The sequence below is a fragment of the Xanthobacter sp. SG618 genome (genome assembly GCF_012932745.1).
GTDB lineage: Bacteria > Pseudomonadota > Alphaproteobacteria > Rhizobiales > Xanthobacteraceae > Xanthobacter > Xanthobacter flavus.
In genome coordinates, this window is sequence record NZ_JABBHL010000001.1 from 803,012 (window position 1) to 818,539 (window position 15,528).

The 15,528-nt window shown below is 68.1% G+C and carries 17 protein-coding genes; all 17 read right to left on the minus strand.

Annotation, left to right across the window (positions count from 1 at the left end; all coding sequences use genetic code 11):
- Window positions 1-17 precede the first annotated feature (17 nt).
- Entirely contained in the window at window positions 18-731 is a 714-nt protein-coding gene (locus FHT36_RS03725) for a hypothetical protein (RefSeq protein ID WP_169121136.1), read from the minus strand.
- A gap of 1 nt (window position 732) precedes the next feature.
- Window positions 733-2,166 carry a DUF2793 domain-containing protein gene (locus FHT36_RS03730; protein WP_169121137.1) on the minus strand — a complete coding sequence of 478 codons (1,434 nt, stop codon included), beginning with the start codon at window positions 2,164-2,166 and terminating at the stop codon, window positions 733-735.
- 21 nt (window positions 2,167-2,187) lie between these two features.
- Window positions 2,188-2,613 (minus strand): hypothetical protein, encoded by a 426-nt coding sequence (locus tag FHT36_RS03735; RefSeq protein WP_169121138.1) that lies wholly within the window; start codon window positions 2,611-2,613, stop codon window positions 2,188-2,190.
- Window positions 2,610-6,356: a host specificity factor TipJ family phage tail protein gene (locus FHT36_RS03740; protein WP_169121139.1), complete on the minus strand. Its 3,747-nt coding sequence runs from the start codon at window positions 6,354-6,356 to the stop codon at window positions 2,610-2,612. Before FHT36_RS03740 ends, FHT36_RS03735 begins: the two co-directional genes overlap by 4 nt.
- Window positions 6,357-6,363: 7 nt before the next feature.
- Window positions 6,364-6,786 carry a hypothetical protein gene (locus FHT36_RS03745; protein ID WP_169121140.1) on the minus strand — a complete coding sequence of 141 codons (423 nt, stop codon included), beginning with the start codon at window positions 6,784-6,786 and terminating at the stop codon, window positions 6,364-6,366.
- Window positions 6,786-7,319, minus strand: a complete 534-nt coding sequence (locus tag FHT36_RS03750; protein ID WP_169121141.1) for a DUF1833 family protein — start codon at window positions 7,317-7,319, stop codon at window positions 6,786-6,788. The genes FHT36_RS03745 and FHT36_RS03750 overlap by 1 nt, the downstream gene beginning before the upstream one ends.
- Window position 7,320: 1 nt before the next feature.
- Complete coding sequence (locus FHT36_RS03755; protein ID WP_169121142.1) at window positions 7,321-7,701, minus strand: hypothetical protein; 381 nt, start codon at window positions 7,699-7,701, stop codon at window positions 7,321-7,323.
- A gap of 2,371 nt (window positions 7,702-10,072) precedes the next feature.
- Window positions 10,073-10,393, minus strand: coding sequence for a phage head closure protein (locus FHT36_RS03760; protein ID WP_169121143.1), 321 nt, complete (start codon window positions 10,391-10,393; stop codon window positions 10,073-10,075).
- The gene (locus tag FHT36_RS03765; RefSeq protein ID WP_169121144.1) at window positions 10,390-10,797 is read right to left on the minus strand and encodes a DUF3168 domain-containing protein; all 408 of its coding nucleotides are present in this window, start codon (window positions 10,795-10,797) and stop codon (window positions 10,390-10,392) included. The genes FHT36_RS03760 and FHT36_RS03765 overlap by 4 nt, the downstream gene beginning before the upstream one ends.
- The gene (locus FHT36_RS03770; RefSeq protein WP_169121145.1) at window positions 10,797-11,285 is read right to left on the minus strand and encodes a phage tail tube protein; all 489 of its coding nucleotides are present in this window, start codon (window positions 11,283-11,285) and stop codon (window positions 10,797-10,799) included. The genes FHT36_RS03765 and FHT36_RS03770 overlap by 1 nt, the downstream gene beginning before the upstream one ends.
- 11 nt (window positions 11,286-11,296) lie before the next feature.
- Window positions 11,297-11,518, minus strand: coding sequence for a hypothetical protein (locus FHT36_RS03775; RefSeq protein ID WP_169121146.1), 222 nt, complete (start codon window positions 11,516-11,518; stop codon window positions 11,297-11,299).
- Window positions 11,515-11,856 carry a hypothetical protein gene (locus FHT36_RS03780; RefSeq protein WP_169121147.1) on the minus strand — a complete coding sequence of 114 codons (342 nt, stop codon included), beginning with the start codon at window positions 11,854-11,856 and terminating at the stop codon, window positions 11,515-11,517. Before FHT36_RS03780 ends, FHT36_RS03775 begins: the two co-directional genes overlap by 4 nt.
- Entirely contained in the window at window positions 11,853-12,308 is a 456-nt protein-coding gene (locus FHT36_RS03785) for an HK97-gp10 family putative phage morphogenesis protein (protein ID WP_348644371.1), read from the minus strand. The genes FHT36_RS03780 and FHT36_RS03785 overlap by 4 nt, the downstream gene beginning before the upstream one ends.
- A 1-nt stretch (window position 12,309) precedes the next feature.
- Window positions 12,310-12,900 (minus strand): head-tail connector protein, encoded by a 591-nt coding sequence (locus FHT36_RS03790; protein WP_169121149.1) that lies wholly within the window; start codon window positions 12,898-12,900, stop codon window positions 12,310-12,312.
- A 16-nt stretch (window positions 12,901-12,916) separates the two neighbouring features.
- Entirely contained in the window at window positions 12,917-13,279 is a 363-nt protein-coding gene (locus FHT36_RS24170) for a hypothetical protein (protein ID WP_210257545.1), read from the minus strand.
- Between the two features lie 58 nt (window positions 13,280-13,337).
- Window positions 13,338-14,630, minus strand: coding sequence for a phage major capsid protein (locus FHT36_RS03800; RefSeq protein WP_169121150.1), 1,293 nt, complete (start codon window positions 14,628-14,630; stop codon window positions 13,338-13,340).
- A gap of 11 nt (window positions 14,631-14,641) precedes the next feature.
- Entirely contained in the window at window positions 14,642-15,496 is an 855-nt protein-coding gene (locus tag FHT36_RS03805; protein ID WP_169121151.1) for a head maturation protease, ClpP-related, read from the minus strand.
- Window positions 15,497-15,528: the final 32 nt, after the last annotated feature.

A 15,528-nucleotide genomic window follows, 5' to 3' on the forward strand; every position in this document is an offset into this window, starting at 1 on the left:
GTGCCGGCTCGCCGGCGTCAGAAAGCCCATGCGGCAGCGAACCCGCTGCGCGAGGTGGTCCACGTCCACGTCAGGGTGTTGCCGGTGCTGGCAGACGCCTGCAGGGGCGCGGACCCGAAGGCCACATATCCCGTGGCTTCGGGCGTAAGGAATGCGTCCGATCCGGCGCCGAGGCCGGACAGCGCCGGCGCCGACACGGTGTTGCCCCATGCCACGGCGGAAAGGATGAAGCCGCCCGCGCCGACATCCATGCCGGCGACGCCGACCGAGGTCGCGGCCGAGAAGGTGGCCGAGCCGGTGTCGGACGCTCCGGCGGCAGCACTCGGCCGGTTCATCACCCGATAGGCGGCCAGATTGCAGCTCTGGACGGTGTTGCTGAAGGTGAGCGCTATATCCGCCGTCGTGCCGGTGGGCACCACGGCGCGGGCCACGCACAGCGCCTGCAGGACGCCATTGTTGAACGGCGTCTCCAGTGTCGCGGCGATGCCGCCGATGGTCACGGACGAGAGCGTCCGCGAGGCCGAGCCGCCTTGGTACCACCCCACGGCAACGAACACCTCGCGCGTCTCGCCGGCCGGGGGAGCCGCGCCGATGTCGCAACCGGCGAAGGTGTAGGACGATGCATTGGCGCCGTCCGAATAGCCCGCCCGGAAGGCGATGGATGGCACTGCCGCTGCCGTCAGGAGCGGGATGTTGGCCCACATAGCGTAGGCTTGGATAAAGGGCAGCATGTCAGGCGTCGTTCGGCAGGTTGATGTTCACATGCACGTAGAGCGCCAGCAATTTGACATCCCCGGTGTAGGTGTCCGCTGCGTTCGCTGCGTCCCGATACACTTCAATGAACATCAACGTGTTGTCTGCCGGCGTCCCGTCGATGGTGATGTTCGGAACATCTGTGTAACAGGTCGCCGTACTCTGGCCGGATGAGGCCGACGCAGCTGCAATGGCCGTTCCCCAAGCGCGATCAAGGTGGTCCGTACCATCGTAAAAATCGACGCAGACCGCTCGAACAGCCCAGCGCACGTTGCCGATGGACCCATCCGAAGGAGCCCACAGGACACGCGTCCACAGGTAGGGGTAGCCCTTATTCCAACTCTTCGGCATGGGCAGGCAGACTTGTGCGTACTCGGCGGTTGCCGGGTCGAAATCGAGCGAGCGCACCATGCGCTTGTTGGAAGCCGTCTCTGTCAGCCCCCACGCGGGCGGGTTAGTGGACCGCGGCGTGAACGCCGCCACCGGAATGCAGATCGTGCGCGTCCCCGTCGCCAGCTTCCCGGCAAGGGAGGCGTCAAGGCCGGACACGTCCGCCGTGCCAAGGGTCACGTCGCCCGTTCGGCCGGCGACAGAGGAGACCGCGCCGAGGGGCGCGAGGATCTCTAGCCAGTTCGCCAGCGTGGTCGCGGGCGAGGCGGAAAGGATGAAGCTCTTCCTGATGTCGGAGCGGATTGCCACGTCGCCGGCCTGCGCCGTGAGCGCCAACATTGCGGCCTGCGAGGCAACCGGGAACGTCTCGGTAATCGCCAGCGCCGGCAGCTGTGCCGCCGGCACCTTGCCGCCACTGTCCAGCGTCGCCACGCCGTTCGCCGCCCCGAGGGCGGATGTCGGCACCGGAGAGATGTTCACCCACCCGGCGGCGTGGCGCTCCCACGTGGCATCGGTCGCGGTGTCATAGAGGCGCATGCCCTGCGCGGGCGCCGTGAAGCGCCATGCCCCGGCATCCGTCGCCACCGCCAGATAGCCGCCATAGCCGGCCCACGCGCCCGTGGGGGCGCTGCCCACGAGATAGAGATCGCTCGCCGCCGGCGTTGCAGGCGGCGCGTTGGTGCCCGCGCCCTTGGCGACATAGGTGGGCACGCCATCGTCAAGGATGCGCTGGCGCTCGATCAGCTCGCGCAGCCGCTCGGCCACATAGGCCCCGGTGGTGCGCGAAGGCGAGTTGAACACGATGATGTAGGAGGATCCGGCGAGCGCCGTCCCAGGCCAGCCATAGGCCAACGTGAGGTGGGTATTGTCCACCACGTCGAGGATCCGCACCGCCCGGCCGCCGGCCTCCAGAGTGTCGCCCGCGACGATGGGCGTGCTCCAGAGCGTGCCGGCGCCGACCACGGCGGTGCCGCCCGCCGGCACCGTCACGGTGCCGGTCGCATAGAAGTCGCTGAAAGACATGAAACGATCCTTGAGCTGCCGTCAGATCCCGGCGGTGACGACGACGCGGCAGCGCGCTGCCTGCTGCGGCCATGGCGGGATGATCTCCGCCGTCCAGGCGCCGGGCTGGGAGGGAACCGCCGTTGCGATGCCCTCGCTCACCAGCGCTTCCGGAGCCCCCGGCCCGCCCACCAGAATGCAGACGGTGCCGCTTGTCAGGTTCCGCCCGATCTCTACCGGCTCACCCACCAAGACTGTGAGTTCCTCCGCCTCGAGGACAGGCGCATCCGGGCGGGGCGTCACCACGCCGTCCGCCACATAGTGGGCGGCCGGGTCCAGCGAAGCCGTCTGCACGAGAAGCAACTCTTCCCGCCCGCTGCGAACCGCCGCCAATGCGTCCTCAAGGCGCGTCACGCTGAGCATGGAGATGATTTCACCAGAGCGATTGTCGTATTTGATGAAGATCATCTCTTGAACTCCGTCATGGAAATGATGCGGGAGCCGTAGAAACCGGACGAACCGACGCCGCCGACCACGACGCGATAGGTGGTCGCGCCGGATATGTTGTCCGCGTCGAGGAATTCGAGCGGCAGGGGATTGCCGCCGAAATTGATCATGGCCGTGCTGCCCACGTAGCCGGCGGGATAGGCACCGAGGAAAAGCGTTCCGCTGTACACGACTGTTTCGGCCGCGCCCGCCACCGAGCGATAGACCGTGACGGGAACCGTCCCGCTCCCGCGATCAGTGTAAGGCATGTTCCAAGCATTGGTGCCGATGTTCGCCCGGACGATGCAGGACGATCCCGCCGTGCGGACGATCGAAGTCGTGAACACTGTGACGCTGGTCGCGCTCGGAGTGGACGAAGGCGGCAGCGTCGTGGTGAGCGTTTCGGTCACGAACGCCGTCACCGCGCCCGGCGCGATATTGCTCGTGGCAACGCCGCCGATGATGATCTTGTCCGTCGTTACAGACGACGCCTCAAGGCTGATCGTCTTCACCGCCCCGGCGGCTATCTTCGGCGACGTGATGGAGCCCGCCGCCACCATGTCCCCGTTGAGGTAGACGACAGGGGTCGGCCCCGTATTGTCCACGAGGAAGACGGGCACCCCGTTGATGCCGTCCCCGCTCACATAGAAGCGATCGGCATCAATCTGCACCTCGCCGATGGCGCCGCCCGCGCCGTCGCTGCGGGCGATGACCCGCAGCCCGGCCGAGGCCCCTTGAGCCGTGGTCTCCAGTTCATAGGCCGCGATGGCGCCCGCCGGCGTCACGGCGACGACGAAGCGCGCCTTCAGGCTGGCGTCCACGCCCGCCACCGCCGCCGCCAGTTCCGTGACCTGTTGGGCAAGGGCGCTGTCCGGCCCAACGGCAGCGGTGATTTCCTCGGAGAACTTGGCCGAGGCCGCGCCGAGCTGCGCGGCAAGGGTGCGCGCCATGTCGCGGCGATTGAGATCCCCTGCCGCATCCACGTCCGCGACGATGATCGCGAGGGCGTTGAAGCCGTCCTGCAGCGAGGTGAGCGCGGCCTGCGTCCGCTTCAGCACCAGGTCGCGCGTGGCGTCCGTGAACTGTTCCGCGGACACCGGGAGCTTGCTGCCGTCGATCACAGGCGCATCCAGATCCACGGTTGCCCACGGACCTTGCGTCGCGCCAACGGCGGAGACCTGAAGCCGGAGCGCTGCCGGCTCCGCCACCACGGACAGTTCCGCTGCCGTGACATCCGGGAGCGAAGTCCAGCTCTCCCCTGCGTCATAGGAGATCCGCGCCCGGTAGAAGAGCGCTCCCGACGCCGGAAACCACGAGGCCGAGAGCACCGGCTCCAGCACGTTTTGCTCCAGCGTCGCCAGCAGGCCCGCGACGATGGGCGCCTTCGGCAGGCTGAGGGACGGCAGGCCCGGCAGGGGATCGGCCGCGCCGTCATCGTCATGCACCCGCGGATCATCCACGACGAACGTCAGCGACACCCGGTCGCCGCTCGGCGCTCCGGACAGGGCGATGCAACGGCGCTGCCATGCCGAGCCCAATCCATGGGCGAAGGTCGGCAGCTCCGATCCTTCGGCTCGCGCCAGCACCGCCGCCAGTGCCTGCCCCTGCGCCGTCTCGACAATGGCGAGATCCGCTGCGTCGAGGACGCACAGGGCATCCGATCCCCCACGGGCGCACTTCACCGGCCCGAAGGCCGCGCCCGTCCGGTCCCGCAGCACCACGTAGTGCTGCCCCGCGCCAGCCCAGGCCGGGGCCGGCTCAAGGGTGAGGGTGGCGCCGGCCCGCGCCGCCACCACGCCGGCGGCGCCCCACGCGCCCGGAAGATCCGACTGGATCTGCACGTGCTCGCCGAGGCTGATCAGCCGCCCGTCGTGTTCCGTGGTGACCGAGGGGCGCACCCGGCGATAGACATTCTGGCGATAGTGGAAGCCGGCCTCCCGGTAGGCCTGCGCCCGTTGCACGATGCCGGGGATCTGCATGCGCATCGGGTTCTCGGCCACGACGCCGGCGGGATACTGGACCTCCTCCGCCTGCCACGTGGTCTCATCCACATACTCGACAATGACCGCATCCGCCGCGTCGGAAGAGGCGAACTCATAGTCCACGGCGAAGGTGCCGCGCACCGTTTCCCGATCCGTGAGCAACATGCTCGGCACGGCCCGCCATTCGTCGCGCACCAGCGTGAGCATGTCTCCGGCCCACCGATGCTTCGCGCGGACGGTCGCCAATGCCGTGTCGAAGGCCTCCGGCACGCCAACCGAGGACGTGAACTCATAGTCGAAGCAATCGCCCCGCGCCGCCGCCGTCGCCGCCAGCATCAGAACGCCCTGCAGATCGACCTTCGCGGCCGAGCGCCGCGCGCCATAGTCCGTATTGGTGGCCATGTCCCAGAATGCCCAGGCGGGCGAGCGCGTGGGCAGTTCCACCCAGGCCGATCCCGTCCACACCGGCAGGATCCGCGTCTCGATCACCTTCAGGGCCTGCGCCGCTGCCGAGGTGAGCTGTTGCGTCGCCTTGAGGCGAAGCGCGATCGTGCTGACACCGGCAAAGGCGCGCGGCCCCGACAGGAAGGCACGGAGGCCCATCCATACGATCGTGTCGGACACGTTGCTGTCCGTGCTCGGCGCCGAGGTGCGCTTCAGGCGGACTTCATAGCGGCCGGGGGCGACCGTCACCTTGAAGCTCCAGCGCTTGGGCTTGTTCGTTACGCCCCCAAGGCTTTGACCGAGGAGCTGCGACCACCCGCCCGTGGGCGCGCCGAGGTCGTTCACCGGCCGATACTCCGCCACGATCGGCACGAAGAAGGGCCGCCGGTCACCGTCCGAATTGGTGGTGTAGAGGCCGCCCGGCGCGGCGACATCGATGGCGAGATCCGTGGTGGTGGTGGCGGCCGGCGCCGAGATGAAGCCGCCCACATAGCCGTCCGCCGGCTTCGGCAGCTCCTGCCCCGACACCTCCGGCGAGGAATAGACGTTGACGGGAAAGAGCGTGACCTCCTCGCCCGGCTCATAGAAGGCGACCGAGACACCGGTGAACTCCGGGTTCACCCCCGTCGCCGCGTCCCACAGGATGGTGTCATCCATGAGGATCTGTTCGCGGCTGTACCGCCCGCAGCCCTCAGACAACAGGATGTTCAGATATTCATCGTTGCCGATGTATTCCGACCACGGCACGGCGGCATAGTCGGGAGACCTTTTTACCCGCCCGTAGCTGACGGGGATGCTCTGCAGGAGCCGGGCCGAGTTGGCCTGCTTTGCGAAGCTGTAGACCTGTCCGGCATCGTCATCCTGTCCGCCGGCCTTGGCCTTCACCAGCGTCGAGACGAGGAACGAACCGCCGATCAGGAAGGCCGCGCTGCCGACACTGGCGGAGATCCCGAGGCCGAGGCCCGCGATCCACGTGCCCACTCCCGGCGCGAGGAGCGAGAGGCCAACCAGCGCCACGAGGCCGAGCACCTGCTTGTTCTGCGCCCGGCTCCCGCCGAGCGGCCTCGACATGACCACCAGCCGATCCGAGGCGCGGATCCGGCGCCGGCGCCAATCGGCGCGCAGCACCGGCTCGCCGTTGATGGCGACGACAGTCGGCAGGATGTCGGTTGCCCAGGCGCGCGGCGCGCCACCCGATCGCCGCACCCGGCGCAGGAAGCCGGCGACCGTTTCGCGCGCACGGGGCTGCGCCCGGCCGAGCACCTGTCCCGGCAGGACGATGTGAACCGCTTCGTGCATCGTGTCCTCAGATGGGCTCGAAGAACCGCAGGCGCGCCCATCCACGGGCGCGCAGGGTCACCATGGCGTCGAGGGCGACGCCGGCTTCGGCGTCGGCATGCAGCACCCGCCCTTCGGGCTGGAGCCAGATGCCCACGTGAGCGCCCTGCGTCACGCGGGCCATGAGCACAAGCGCACCGTCAGACGGCGCCACGAGGCCCGCCGGATTGGGAGGAAGCTCCCGCCAGCGCCCGCGCTCCGGATGGGCGGCAAGGGTGTCCACCATCCACCGCCAGGTCACCGCATCGGGGATCTCCACCGCGGGAAGGTGGCGCCCCCACAACGCCGCCTCCACCTCGCACGCGAGGTGCCAGCACGAGGCGCCGGGAGACCATGGCCGGCCGATAAGACCCGTGAGATAGGCCGCGCGGGCCGGAGCATCCGGCATCATCAGGCGATCAGGGAGCTGAATTCGCGGCGCGAATAGATGCGGCGCGGGAACTTCATGTTGGTGAGATCGTCGAATGAGGCGGTGCCCTCGACGGTTGACCCGGCGACTGTGACCTTGCGGAGAAGGAATTCCCACGGGCCGCAGACCGGCTCACTCACGTCATCCTCGCGGTACTGCCGGAACAGCACCTTGAGATCCGCCCTGTAGCCGATCGCCGCTTCAAGGTAGGGCATCACGTCGCGCGCCACGTTATCGATGACGACGCGGCACTGAGGCACCTGCTGTTCCGAGAAATTCGGCGCGTCCGCCGAGAAGGCGATCGGCGTGAACTCCGCCGACGACCCGGCATCGAACGTCGCCCCCGGCTCGATCCCGAAGGTGCGCGGCTCCACATCGCAGACAAAGCGCAGGGGAATGGGCGCGCCGCTCTCAAGGAACGCGGGGTGCTGCAGCTCGATCGTGTCGAAGACGAGCACGCTGTTGGGGCAGGAGGCCTCGGCCTCCGCCCATGCGTCGGTCCACAGATCCACCATGTCAGGACACCACGGAAGCGGGGAACACGTAGAGATCGAATACGACGCGCACCTTGTCGCCGCTCGCGCTCCACCCGAGCGTCCCGGCGCGCATCTGCACCGTGCGCGCCGAGAATGCCGCCCCATCGAGGCTGACGGGCATCGTGAACCGGACGGAGGCGCCGAACAGCGATCCCGACACGAACGCGAGGAAGGTCGCGAACTCGGCGGCGGAGAGATCGGCCGACCATTTGATGAGCGGCAGGGCATCGCCGGGGCGACGCCGCATCCGCACATTCCCGGCTTCCATCTCGGTTTCCAGCGGATCCCGGATCGGCTTCACATCCCAGGCGTCCCGCAGCGGCTCATAGGGCACGGAGGCAGGCCAGACAGGGAGGCTCATCGGCCGACCCCGCGCATGGGATTGAGGCCGAAGCGGGCACGCACCGCCTGCCCCATCGGCCCCATCGTGGTCATGTCGTTGGTGAAGATCTTGCGCACCATGGCCTCGATATCGGCCGTGGCGTCGCGCAGGGCGGCCCGCAGATTGTCCCTGTCGCTGGCGCGCCCGTCATTCCCGCCGCCCGGCTGGTTGATGACGAAGGAGGGCGAGACGCTGACGTTGTTGCTGAAGGCATTGCGGATCATGGTCTCGGCCGGCGAGATGGGCACGCGCACATCCACCGGGATCCGGCGACCATCCGGCAGGGGCACGGCCGCTTCCGGGCCGGCCTCGCCGAAGATCGCCGCGTTGCGCGAGACGCCGCCACGGGCATACTTCTTCAGCTTGCGGGGGCCTTGCGGGGTGTGGACGCCGCCATCCGCATACCAGGTGGTGCCGCCGGAAAAGGCCGAGCCCGCGGACTTCACCAGTCCGCCGACGATGCCGCCGCCACCCGACCCGAGCGGCCCCTCGCCGAGCAATGCCGCCTTCAGCGCCATTTCCGCGAGGAGCTTGATGCTGTCCTTCAGGACATCATTCCAGTTCTTCGTTCCGTCGATCAGGCCCATGATCGAGCTTTGAGCGAGGTTGCCGGCCTCCTGCTGCATCTCCCGCTGCCGCTCTTGCGACGCCTTGGTTTTTTCGACGGCGGCGGTCACGTCGCCATAGCGCGCGGCGAGCATCTGGAGCTGCTGGAGCTGTTCCGGCGAGAGCTTGAGATTGTGCTCCTGCGCGGTGTTGATGGCGTCCATCATGAACTTGTATTCGGCCGCGGCCTGCGTCGTCATGCCGAGCTGCGCCTGTTCCTGCTCGAGATCCCGCAGGCGCTCGGACATGGTTTTTTGCACATCCTTGAAGCCGTAGCCGATGGACGGATCCGGCTTCGTGCCCGGCGGCTTCACCCCTTCAACGCTCGCTTTCAGTTCATCGAGCCGCTTCTGCGCAAGATCGACGGCCGCAACGTACTTTTCCAGCGCTGCCGTCATTTCCGCCGTGTCAGTGGTCGGCATCTTCGCGTTGTACTTGCCGGCCCATCCGCCCACCTTCTGGTTGGCAGCGACGGCGCGGGCGTATTCCAGTTCGGCCCGCGCATCGGCGAGCGCTTTCTCGGCATTGGTGACGTGCTGGTCTGCCAGGGCCTTCAGTTCTTCCTTGGCACCAGGCGCACCAGCTTTGACCCGCGCAATGGCCCCGTCGAGATCCCCCATAGCGCTCTTGTGCGCCTCGGCCGCCACCTTCGCTTGGTCCTGCCGGAGAGCCAGCGCTGCAATAGTCCCCACGGCCGCAGCAATGACAATGCCCCATGGACCACCGAGGAGGCTCAGGGCGGCACTGAGGCCGGCCGACGCCAGCGCCGCCGTGCGCTGTGCCGCCGCGACCGCGAGGATGGTGGCATTCAGGGCGGTGATCCTGCCGGCGGCCGTGACCGCCGCCGCAGCCGTAGACGCCAGCGACGCAGCGAGAGGGCCAAGCACTATCCCGGAGGTGACCGCACCGAGCGCCACGCCGATCGCGAGGATCTCCGTCTTGTACTTCTCCAGGGCGGCGGCGCCTTCGAGGACACCCGACTTCAGCGCGACCTCGATCTTGAGGGCCAGCATGTCGAACATCTTGGCGACCTTGGCCGCCTCCTTCGCCACCTCATCCGACATGATGAGGCCGAGCCGCCGAGCCTCTTCGCGCGCTTTGGAGATCGCGCCGATCCCCTGATCCATGAAGCGCAGGAACTGCTCGCCGCCGGAGCCGCCGAAGATCTCATCGGAAATGCGGATCTGCCCCGCCTTGCTGAAGCGCTTCATCTTGTCGATGATCTCTTCGAACAAAGCGGCGGGATCCTGCAGCTTCTGTTTCAGCTCGGCGGCGGTATAGCCGAGGCGCTTGAACGCCTCCTCGCTCGATCCCGCGCCGGTGCGGATGAACTCATCCGCCCGCAGCTGCATTTCCTTCAGGCCATCGGTCAGCGCATCCACCCCGACGCGGGCCTGTTCGGCCGCAAACTTCAGCTCCTGAAAGGGCTCGAAGGCGACGCCGGCCTTCTGCGCCTCGGCCGCGAGATCCGCGACGGAGGTGGCCGCTGCCTTCAGCGTCGTGATGGCGCCGGCGATGCCGCCGCTGGCGATGATGCCGGCCCCGCCGAGCGCTTCGAAAGCGGAGCTTATCGAGGCCGTGGACCCGTTGAAGTAGTTCTTCAGGTTCACCGCATTCTGCTGCGCCCGCTTCTCGATCTCCAGAAACCGGCGGTTCGAGACGGCCTTCGCCTTTTCGAAGTTCTTTTCGAAATCGCGGATCCGCGCCTCAAGGGCAACGACAAGACGTTCCTCTTCGCCGGCCATCAGTCCACTCCCCGCGCAATGGTGCGGATCTCCAGGCCGCGCCTGCGGCCGAGTTCCTTGATTTCCTTGATGTCGTAACCCACCCCGTCGAAGCGGATGCGGTCCAGCAGGGTCACGCCGGCGAGCCAGCGGATCCGGAAGATCGTGGCCGTATCGCCCTGCAGGCCGGAGCCCTGAAGGAATTCCGAGGTGCTGGACTGGATGAGGCTCGCCCACAGGGTCGCCACGGGCGCCCATGTGGTGGTCAGCACCCCGTCCGCGTCCCGCGCCTCGGTGCCGCGCTCGATCGCGATGCGCCGGTCTAGCTGCCCCGCCTTCACCGCGCCACCTCCACCAGGCTCTCGACAGTAACCACGCCGTGCGAGGTTTCCCCGTCCGGATCGCGCAGGAGGCGGGACGACGACACGATGGCCGTCACCGCCCGGTGTCCCCCTTCGAGCGGCAGCGTCGCGCCCTCCACCGCCGCCACGATGCCGTCCGCGATATCGCGGGCGAGCGGCGCGCTCTTCGTCCAGACATGCAGCGTGGCGTAGAGGCGCCGCTCGCGGCCGCAGAGGGATTGCGGCTCGCGCACCGCCTGCCCTTCTCCGAACAGGATCGAGGGGAAGCGCTGCGGCGCGCCGTCCCCATCGATGATGTTGGCGGCCGGCACCAGCGCGAGGAGCGCCGGCTCCGCGAGGAACCGCGCGAGAAGCGCCCTCTGCAGGGCGCGATCCGGCGCCATCAGGTGGCGGAGGCGTGCACGACAACCACGTTGGAATTGATCTCCAGCGTGGACGTGAGCTTGATGATGGCGTTCGCCTCATCCATCTGGTCGCTCGCCGACATCACCAGGGCGGTGAAGAAGCGCACCGAATTCTTGGGCGAGGCGCCGACCGCCGGCTTGTCGGGGAACTCCACCTTGAAAGCGTAGCTGTCGCGTGCGGCAGCGGCGGCGCGCAGGGCAAGCTGCCCTTCGTCGCCATAGTCCGCATTCATGGTGACTTCCATGGTGCCCGCATTCTTCACGCCCTTCGCCTTGCGGGTGCGCCCCTTGCTCAGGACGTTGGACGTGATCAGCTCGGACGTGTCGCCGAAGGAGCCGACGCTTTCGACCTCATCGATCTCGGTCCAGTCCTCGGCGGTGAAGTCGGCCGCCACGAAGTCCGCGGATCCGGGCACCTTGACGGCCCCGATGAAGATCTTCGATCCGCTCGCGCTGAAGAGTGCCATGGTGCTTGCTCCTAACCTTTGGCTGTGAACATCGCGTCGAAGGCCGCCGCCGTGAGCGGCGTCTGCGGCGCGGCTTCCTTGCGCCCACCGAACAGGGCGGCAAGCATGTCGATCCGCCCGTCATGAGCGGCGGCGATCTGCGGGATGGGGGTCGCGAGGGCGACGGCCGGGGTCCAGCCCAGCCAGCCCGTCGCGGCCTTGAAGAGCCAGGCGTGATAGTCCGCGTGGCTCATGCGTCGAAAGGGCGGGATCCCGGCTTGTCTTCCGCCTCCGCCTTCGGGCTGCGCCCGCCATTGGCGAGGAGGATCACGAACCGGATGAGGTCCGGCGCGATGTTCATGACGCCGGCGGCATAGACGCGGGCATCGAGATCGCCGGGAGCCGGCAGGCCGATGCCGGCCCGCGTCACGTCGATCGCCGCCGGAAGGTCATAGGCCTCCAGCTTGTCGATCAGCGCCCCGAAGCTCTGGTGCGCGCGGCACAGCGCCATGGCGGCGCCGAGCGTGGGCGCCAGGGTGAAGGCGTCGCCGCCGAGGGAAAGGCTCACTTGGCCGTCGAGAAGGTCCGTCATTTGGCGTCTTTCACCGCTTTGCGGATGGCCCGCTTTATGGCCGAGGCGAGCTTCTTCCGGTGCAGGCGGAAGGCTGGCCAGAAGAAGGGTTCGGCCTTGGTGCCGGGGTGGCGCGTGCCCGCGAACAATCCGCGGTTCTCGTGGGGGCTGGTCCCGAACTCCACCAGATGGGCGTAGCGCACCTTGGTATTGCCAGCGGTCACGAGCACCTGCAGTTCGGGCACCACCTGCCGCCCGCCCGGCTGGGAATAGGGCGGCGTGGTGCCCCCGCCCGGCGTCACGGCGATACTGTCCTTCAGGTCGCCGTCATAGACGGGCGCGAGCGCGCGCATGTCATCCGCGAGCGCGGCGCCGGCCTTCACAAGGGCCGGTTGCACCGCAGCCCGTACATTCTGCGGAATGGCGTTGAGCCGCCGGTTGAGGCGGGCAAGCCCGTTATCCACCTTCGCCACGCTACACCCGCACCCGCCGGAAATTGGACGTGAGACGGTTCGCACCGAAGGGAAGCTCATAAGCGGGGCCGCCGACCGTCACCGCTTCCCGGTTCTCATAGAGGTGGCCGACGATGAGGAGCGCCGCCCGGCGGATGGCAGCAGGAACGTCCCCCGGCGCGCCATACCCGGCCTCGAATGTCACCGAGACAGCATCGTCGCGGGGATAGGTGGCAGGCCAAGACTGCCCATAGGCGAGCTTTATATAGGGGTCGCTGGCTGCTTTGAGCACCCCGCTATAGACCTGTGCCGACAGCGGACGAGCCACACCATCCAATCCCCAATAGGTGATAGAGGAGACCACCCGCACCGGCGCGAGGGGCAGGTGGATGACGCCGCTGGCGGGGAAGCACGGCAGATCCTGCCGCCACACCTGCGTCACCAGCGCCCGCCCCAGCTCGCCGCTGTACCCGTCCAGCAAGCTTTCCGCCGTGGCGATCAGATCCTCGATCAGGCCATCATCGTCGGGTAGATCCACCTTCAGGTCGCGCCGAGCCTCCGCCACGGTCACGAGCGGAGACGCAGGCGCCGTGATGCGGACGGGATCCAACATGACGGGATCCAGCATGTCAGGCCTCATCGGCCGCCTGCCGCGCCAGCGCCGCCTCGACAATGGCGGCGCCGTCCAGGCGCGTATCATTCATGTCCGGCTCGCCCACGGTCGGCACGAGGCGCAGGAGCTGGACAGGAATGACCTCTTGGGGTGCCGGAGCCTCGACGGTCGTGGCGACCTCTTCGGGCGCCGCAGCTTCGGGGGCCGGCGCGACCTCTTCGGGCGACGGAGCCTCGACGGTCGGGGCGGCATCTTCGGGCGCCGGCGCCTCGGGGGTCGGGGCCGCATCTTCGGGCGCCGGCGCCTCGGGGGTCGGGGCCGCATCTTCGGGCGCCGGCGCCTCGGGGGCGATGATCTGGTTTTCGTCTGTCTCGGCCATTTCGATCCTCCGGATGGGGCCGGCGGCGCGGACGCGCCGCCGGAATGCGTGTCCGATCTCAGGCCGAGATCTTCATGGCCTTCATGGGCTCCGGGTTCTGCACCCCGCCGCCGACGCGCTTGCGGGTGTAGAAGCCGACATAAGGCTTGTTCGTGAGGGCATCGCGCAGGACCGAGATGCCGACGCGATCCACCACCAGATAGGTCGCGCTCATGTCGCCGTAGAGGAGCGGAATGTTGCCGGCGGCCACGTTCGGCATGTCCGGCACGTCCACGATCGCTTCGCCCGCGAGGGTCGAAGGCTGGCCAACCTGATAGGAGGGCTGCCAGAGATAGTTGCCCTGCCCATCCTTCAGCTTGCGCACCGCCATGCGGGTGAGGCGGTTCATGTACATCTTCGCCCCGGCGCGGAAGGCGTCCGGCAGGGTGTAGATGAGGGTGATGATGCCGTCCGACGTGAGGGCCGCCGCACCGCCGGAGTTCACCACCTCGATCGCGCCCCACGGGTGGCGCGCGGCATTCGCCGCGCCGGTGACATAGGTGAGGATGCCGTAAGGCTTGCCGCTGCCGTCGCCGGAGAGAAAGGCAATGTTCTCCTGACGCGAGAACTCGGTTTCCACCTCGCTCGCGAGCCAGCCCTCAATATCGACTTCCGCGTCTTCGAGGAGCGTCTGAGAGGCGAAGGGGAAGGCGTACAGCTCGCCCGGCGTGAAGGTCAGCGGCGCCACCTGCGGCGTGCTGGTGGCGGGGCGCGCGGCGTTCTCGGCGACCCAGCCCGAGCCCACCGAGCGATCATTGTAAACGCGGGTGAAGCCCGGCTTGCTGATGCTCTGCACCTGTGCGTTCTGCCGGATGGGCGAGATCTCCTTCAGACGGGCCGTGATGGTGCGGTCCCACTCGACAGGCGCGAGATAGCCGCCATCCGGATTGCTGCCGACGGTCATGGCGGCGCGCGGCCCGGCCTTGTTCAGGGCCTTGATCTGCGCTTCGTTCTCGCCCTCGCGGAAGAAGGCGCCCCACGCGGTGCTGTACTCCGGATCCACCAGCGCCGCCGTGCCGCCGCCCGCCTTGGCCGTGGCCGCCGCCTGCTGTGCCGAGATGGCATCGAGGGCCTTCTGCGCGGCCTCGATCGCCTGATCGATCTTCTCCAGCTTGGCGTTCACAACCGTATCGTCGGCCTTGGCCTTCAGCCGGTCATCGTTGGTCTTCTTGTACTCCTCGAAAGCCTCATTGAGCTTGGCGAGGATCTGCGCCGGGTTGCTGGCGTCGGCACGCGGGGCGGCGTGGACGGCGCGGGGAACCGGGGCGAGCGCGGTCGCGCCCAGGAGGGCGGAGGTCGAAACGTGGTGCATGGCGAACCCCTTCAGGATTTCAGATTGGCAAGGAACGCAGCCGCGAGGCCGCTCCAGTCGTCGCCAGCGCCCGGCGTGGCGTCTTCAGGGGCAGCGCCCGGCGTGCCCTTGATCTTGGAAATGCGGCTGCGCGCCTGTGCGCGGGTCATGCCGCCGGAAACGAGGGTCAGCTCCAGCGCGCGCAGCTCATTGACCGCACGGTCGGAGGCGCGGGCGGCATCGTCCACCTTCACCGCATCGGCCGGCAGGAGGCCGTCCGCGAAGCCGCGCTCGATCGCGATGGAGCCGGACATATAGGTCTCGGCGTCCATCCACTTCGCGATCGCGGCGGCATCCTGCCCCGAACGCTGCGCATAGAGATCGGCCATCGCCCGGTCGAAGGGCTCCAGCCAGTCGGCCACTTCCCGCATGTCGTTACGGTTACCGGCGGCAACGACCCACGAATTGTGGATCATGATGAAGGAGGCGGCCCCCACCTCGATCCGGTCGCCAGCCATGGCGATGAGGCTCGCGGCCGAGGCGGCCCAGCCCATGACCTTGACCGTGATGTCCTGCGGATGCTCGCGCAGCACATTATAGATGGCGAGGCCTTCGAACACGTCGCCGCCCGGCGAGTTGATCTGCACCTCGACGGGGCGGTCACCGATGGCGCGCAGCTGCTGCGACACCTTCTTGGCGGTGACGCCGCCGCCGCTCCAGAAGTCCTCGCCGATCATGTCGAACATGGTGATCACGTTGTCACCCGGCGCGAGCGCCCGCACGCCAGCCGCGTCCTCGCCCCACCGCTCAAGGGCGGCCGGCGAGGTGAACGCCTGCACCATGCGCTCGGCCGGGATCGGCATGGCGCCGGGACGCGCCTTCGCCATCGGCCGGCCTACGATCGCACGGCCCACAAAAC

Excerpts from the sequence above, each read along its gene's own strand:
- FHT36_RS03725 (WP_169121136.1), bottom strand. The coding sequence starts at position 731 with ATGCTGCCCTTTATCCAAGCCTACGCTATGTGGGCCAACATCCCGCTC.
- FHT36_RS03730 (WP_169121137.1), bottom strand. The coding sequence starts at position 2,166 with ATGTCTTTCAGCGACTTCTATGCGACCGGCACCGTGACGGTGCCGGCG.
- FHT36_RS03735 (WP_169121138.1), bottom strand. The coding sequence starts at position 2,613 with ATGATCTTCATCAAATACGACAATCGCTCTGGTGAAATCATCTCCATG.
- FHT36_RS03740 (WP_169121139.1), bottom strand. The coding sequence starts at position 6,356 with ATGCACGAAGCGGTTCACATCGTCCTGCCGGGACAGGTGCTCGGCCGG.
- FHT36_RS03745 (WP_169121140.1), bottom strand. The coding sequence starts at position 6,786 with ATGATGCCGGATGCTCCGGCCCGCGCGGCCTATCTCACGGGTCTTATC.
- FHT36_RS03750 (WP_169121141.1), bottom strand. The coding sequence starts at position 7,319 with ATGGTGGATCTGTGGACCGACGCATGGGCGGAGGCCGAGGCCTCCTGC.
- FHT36_RS03755 (WP_169121142.1), bottom strand. The coding sequence starts at position 7,701 with ATGAGCCTCCCTGTCTGGCCTGCCTCCGTGCCCTATGAGCCGCTGCGG.
- FHT36_RS03765 (WP_169121144.1), bottom strand. The coding sequence starts at position 10,797 with ATGGCGCCGGATCGCGCCCTGCAGAGGGCGCTTCTCGCGCGGTTCCTC.
- FHT36_RS03770 (WP_169121145.1), bottom strand. The coding sequence starts at position 11,285 with ATGGCACTCTTCAGCGCGAGCGGATCGAAGATCTTCATCGGGGCCGTC.
- FHT36_RS03775 (WP_169121146.1), bottom strand. The coding sequence starts at position 11,518 with ATGAGCCACGCGGACTATCACGCCTGGCTCTTCAAGGCCGCGACGGGC.
- FHT36_RS03780 (WP_169121147.1), bottom strand. The coding sequence starts at position 11,856 with ATGACGGACCTTCTCGACGGCCAAGTGAGCCTTTCCCTCGGCGGCGAC.
- FHT36_RS03790 (WP_169121149.1), bottom strand. The coding sequence starts at position 12,900 with ATGTTGGATCCCGTCCGCATCACGGCGCCTGCGTCTCCGCTCGTGACC.
- FHT36_RS24170 (WP_210257545.1), bottom strand. The coding sequence starts at position 13,279 with ATGGCCGAGACAGACGAAAACCAGATCATCGCCCCCGAGGCGCCGGCG.
- FHT36_RS03800 (WP_169121150.1), bottom strand. The coding sequence starts at position 14,630 with ATGCACCACGTTTCGACCTCCGCCCTCCTGGGCGCGACCGCGCTCGCC.
- FHT36_RS03805 (WP_169121151.1), bottom strand. The coding sequence starts at position 15,496 with ATGGCGAAGGCGCGTCCCGGCGCCATGCCGATCCCGGCCGAGCGCATG.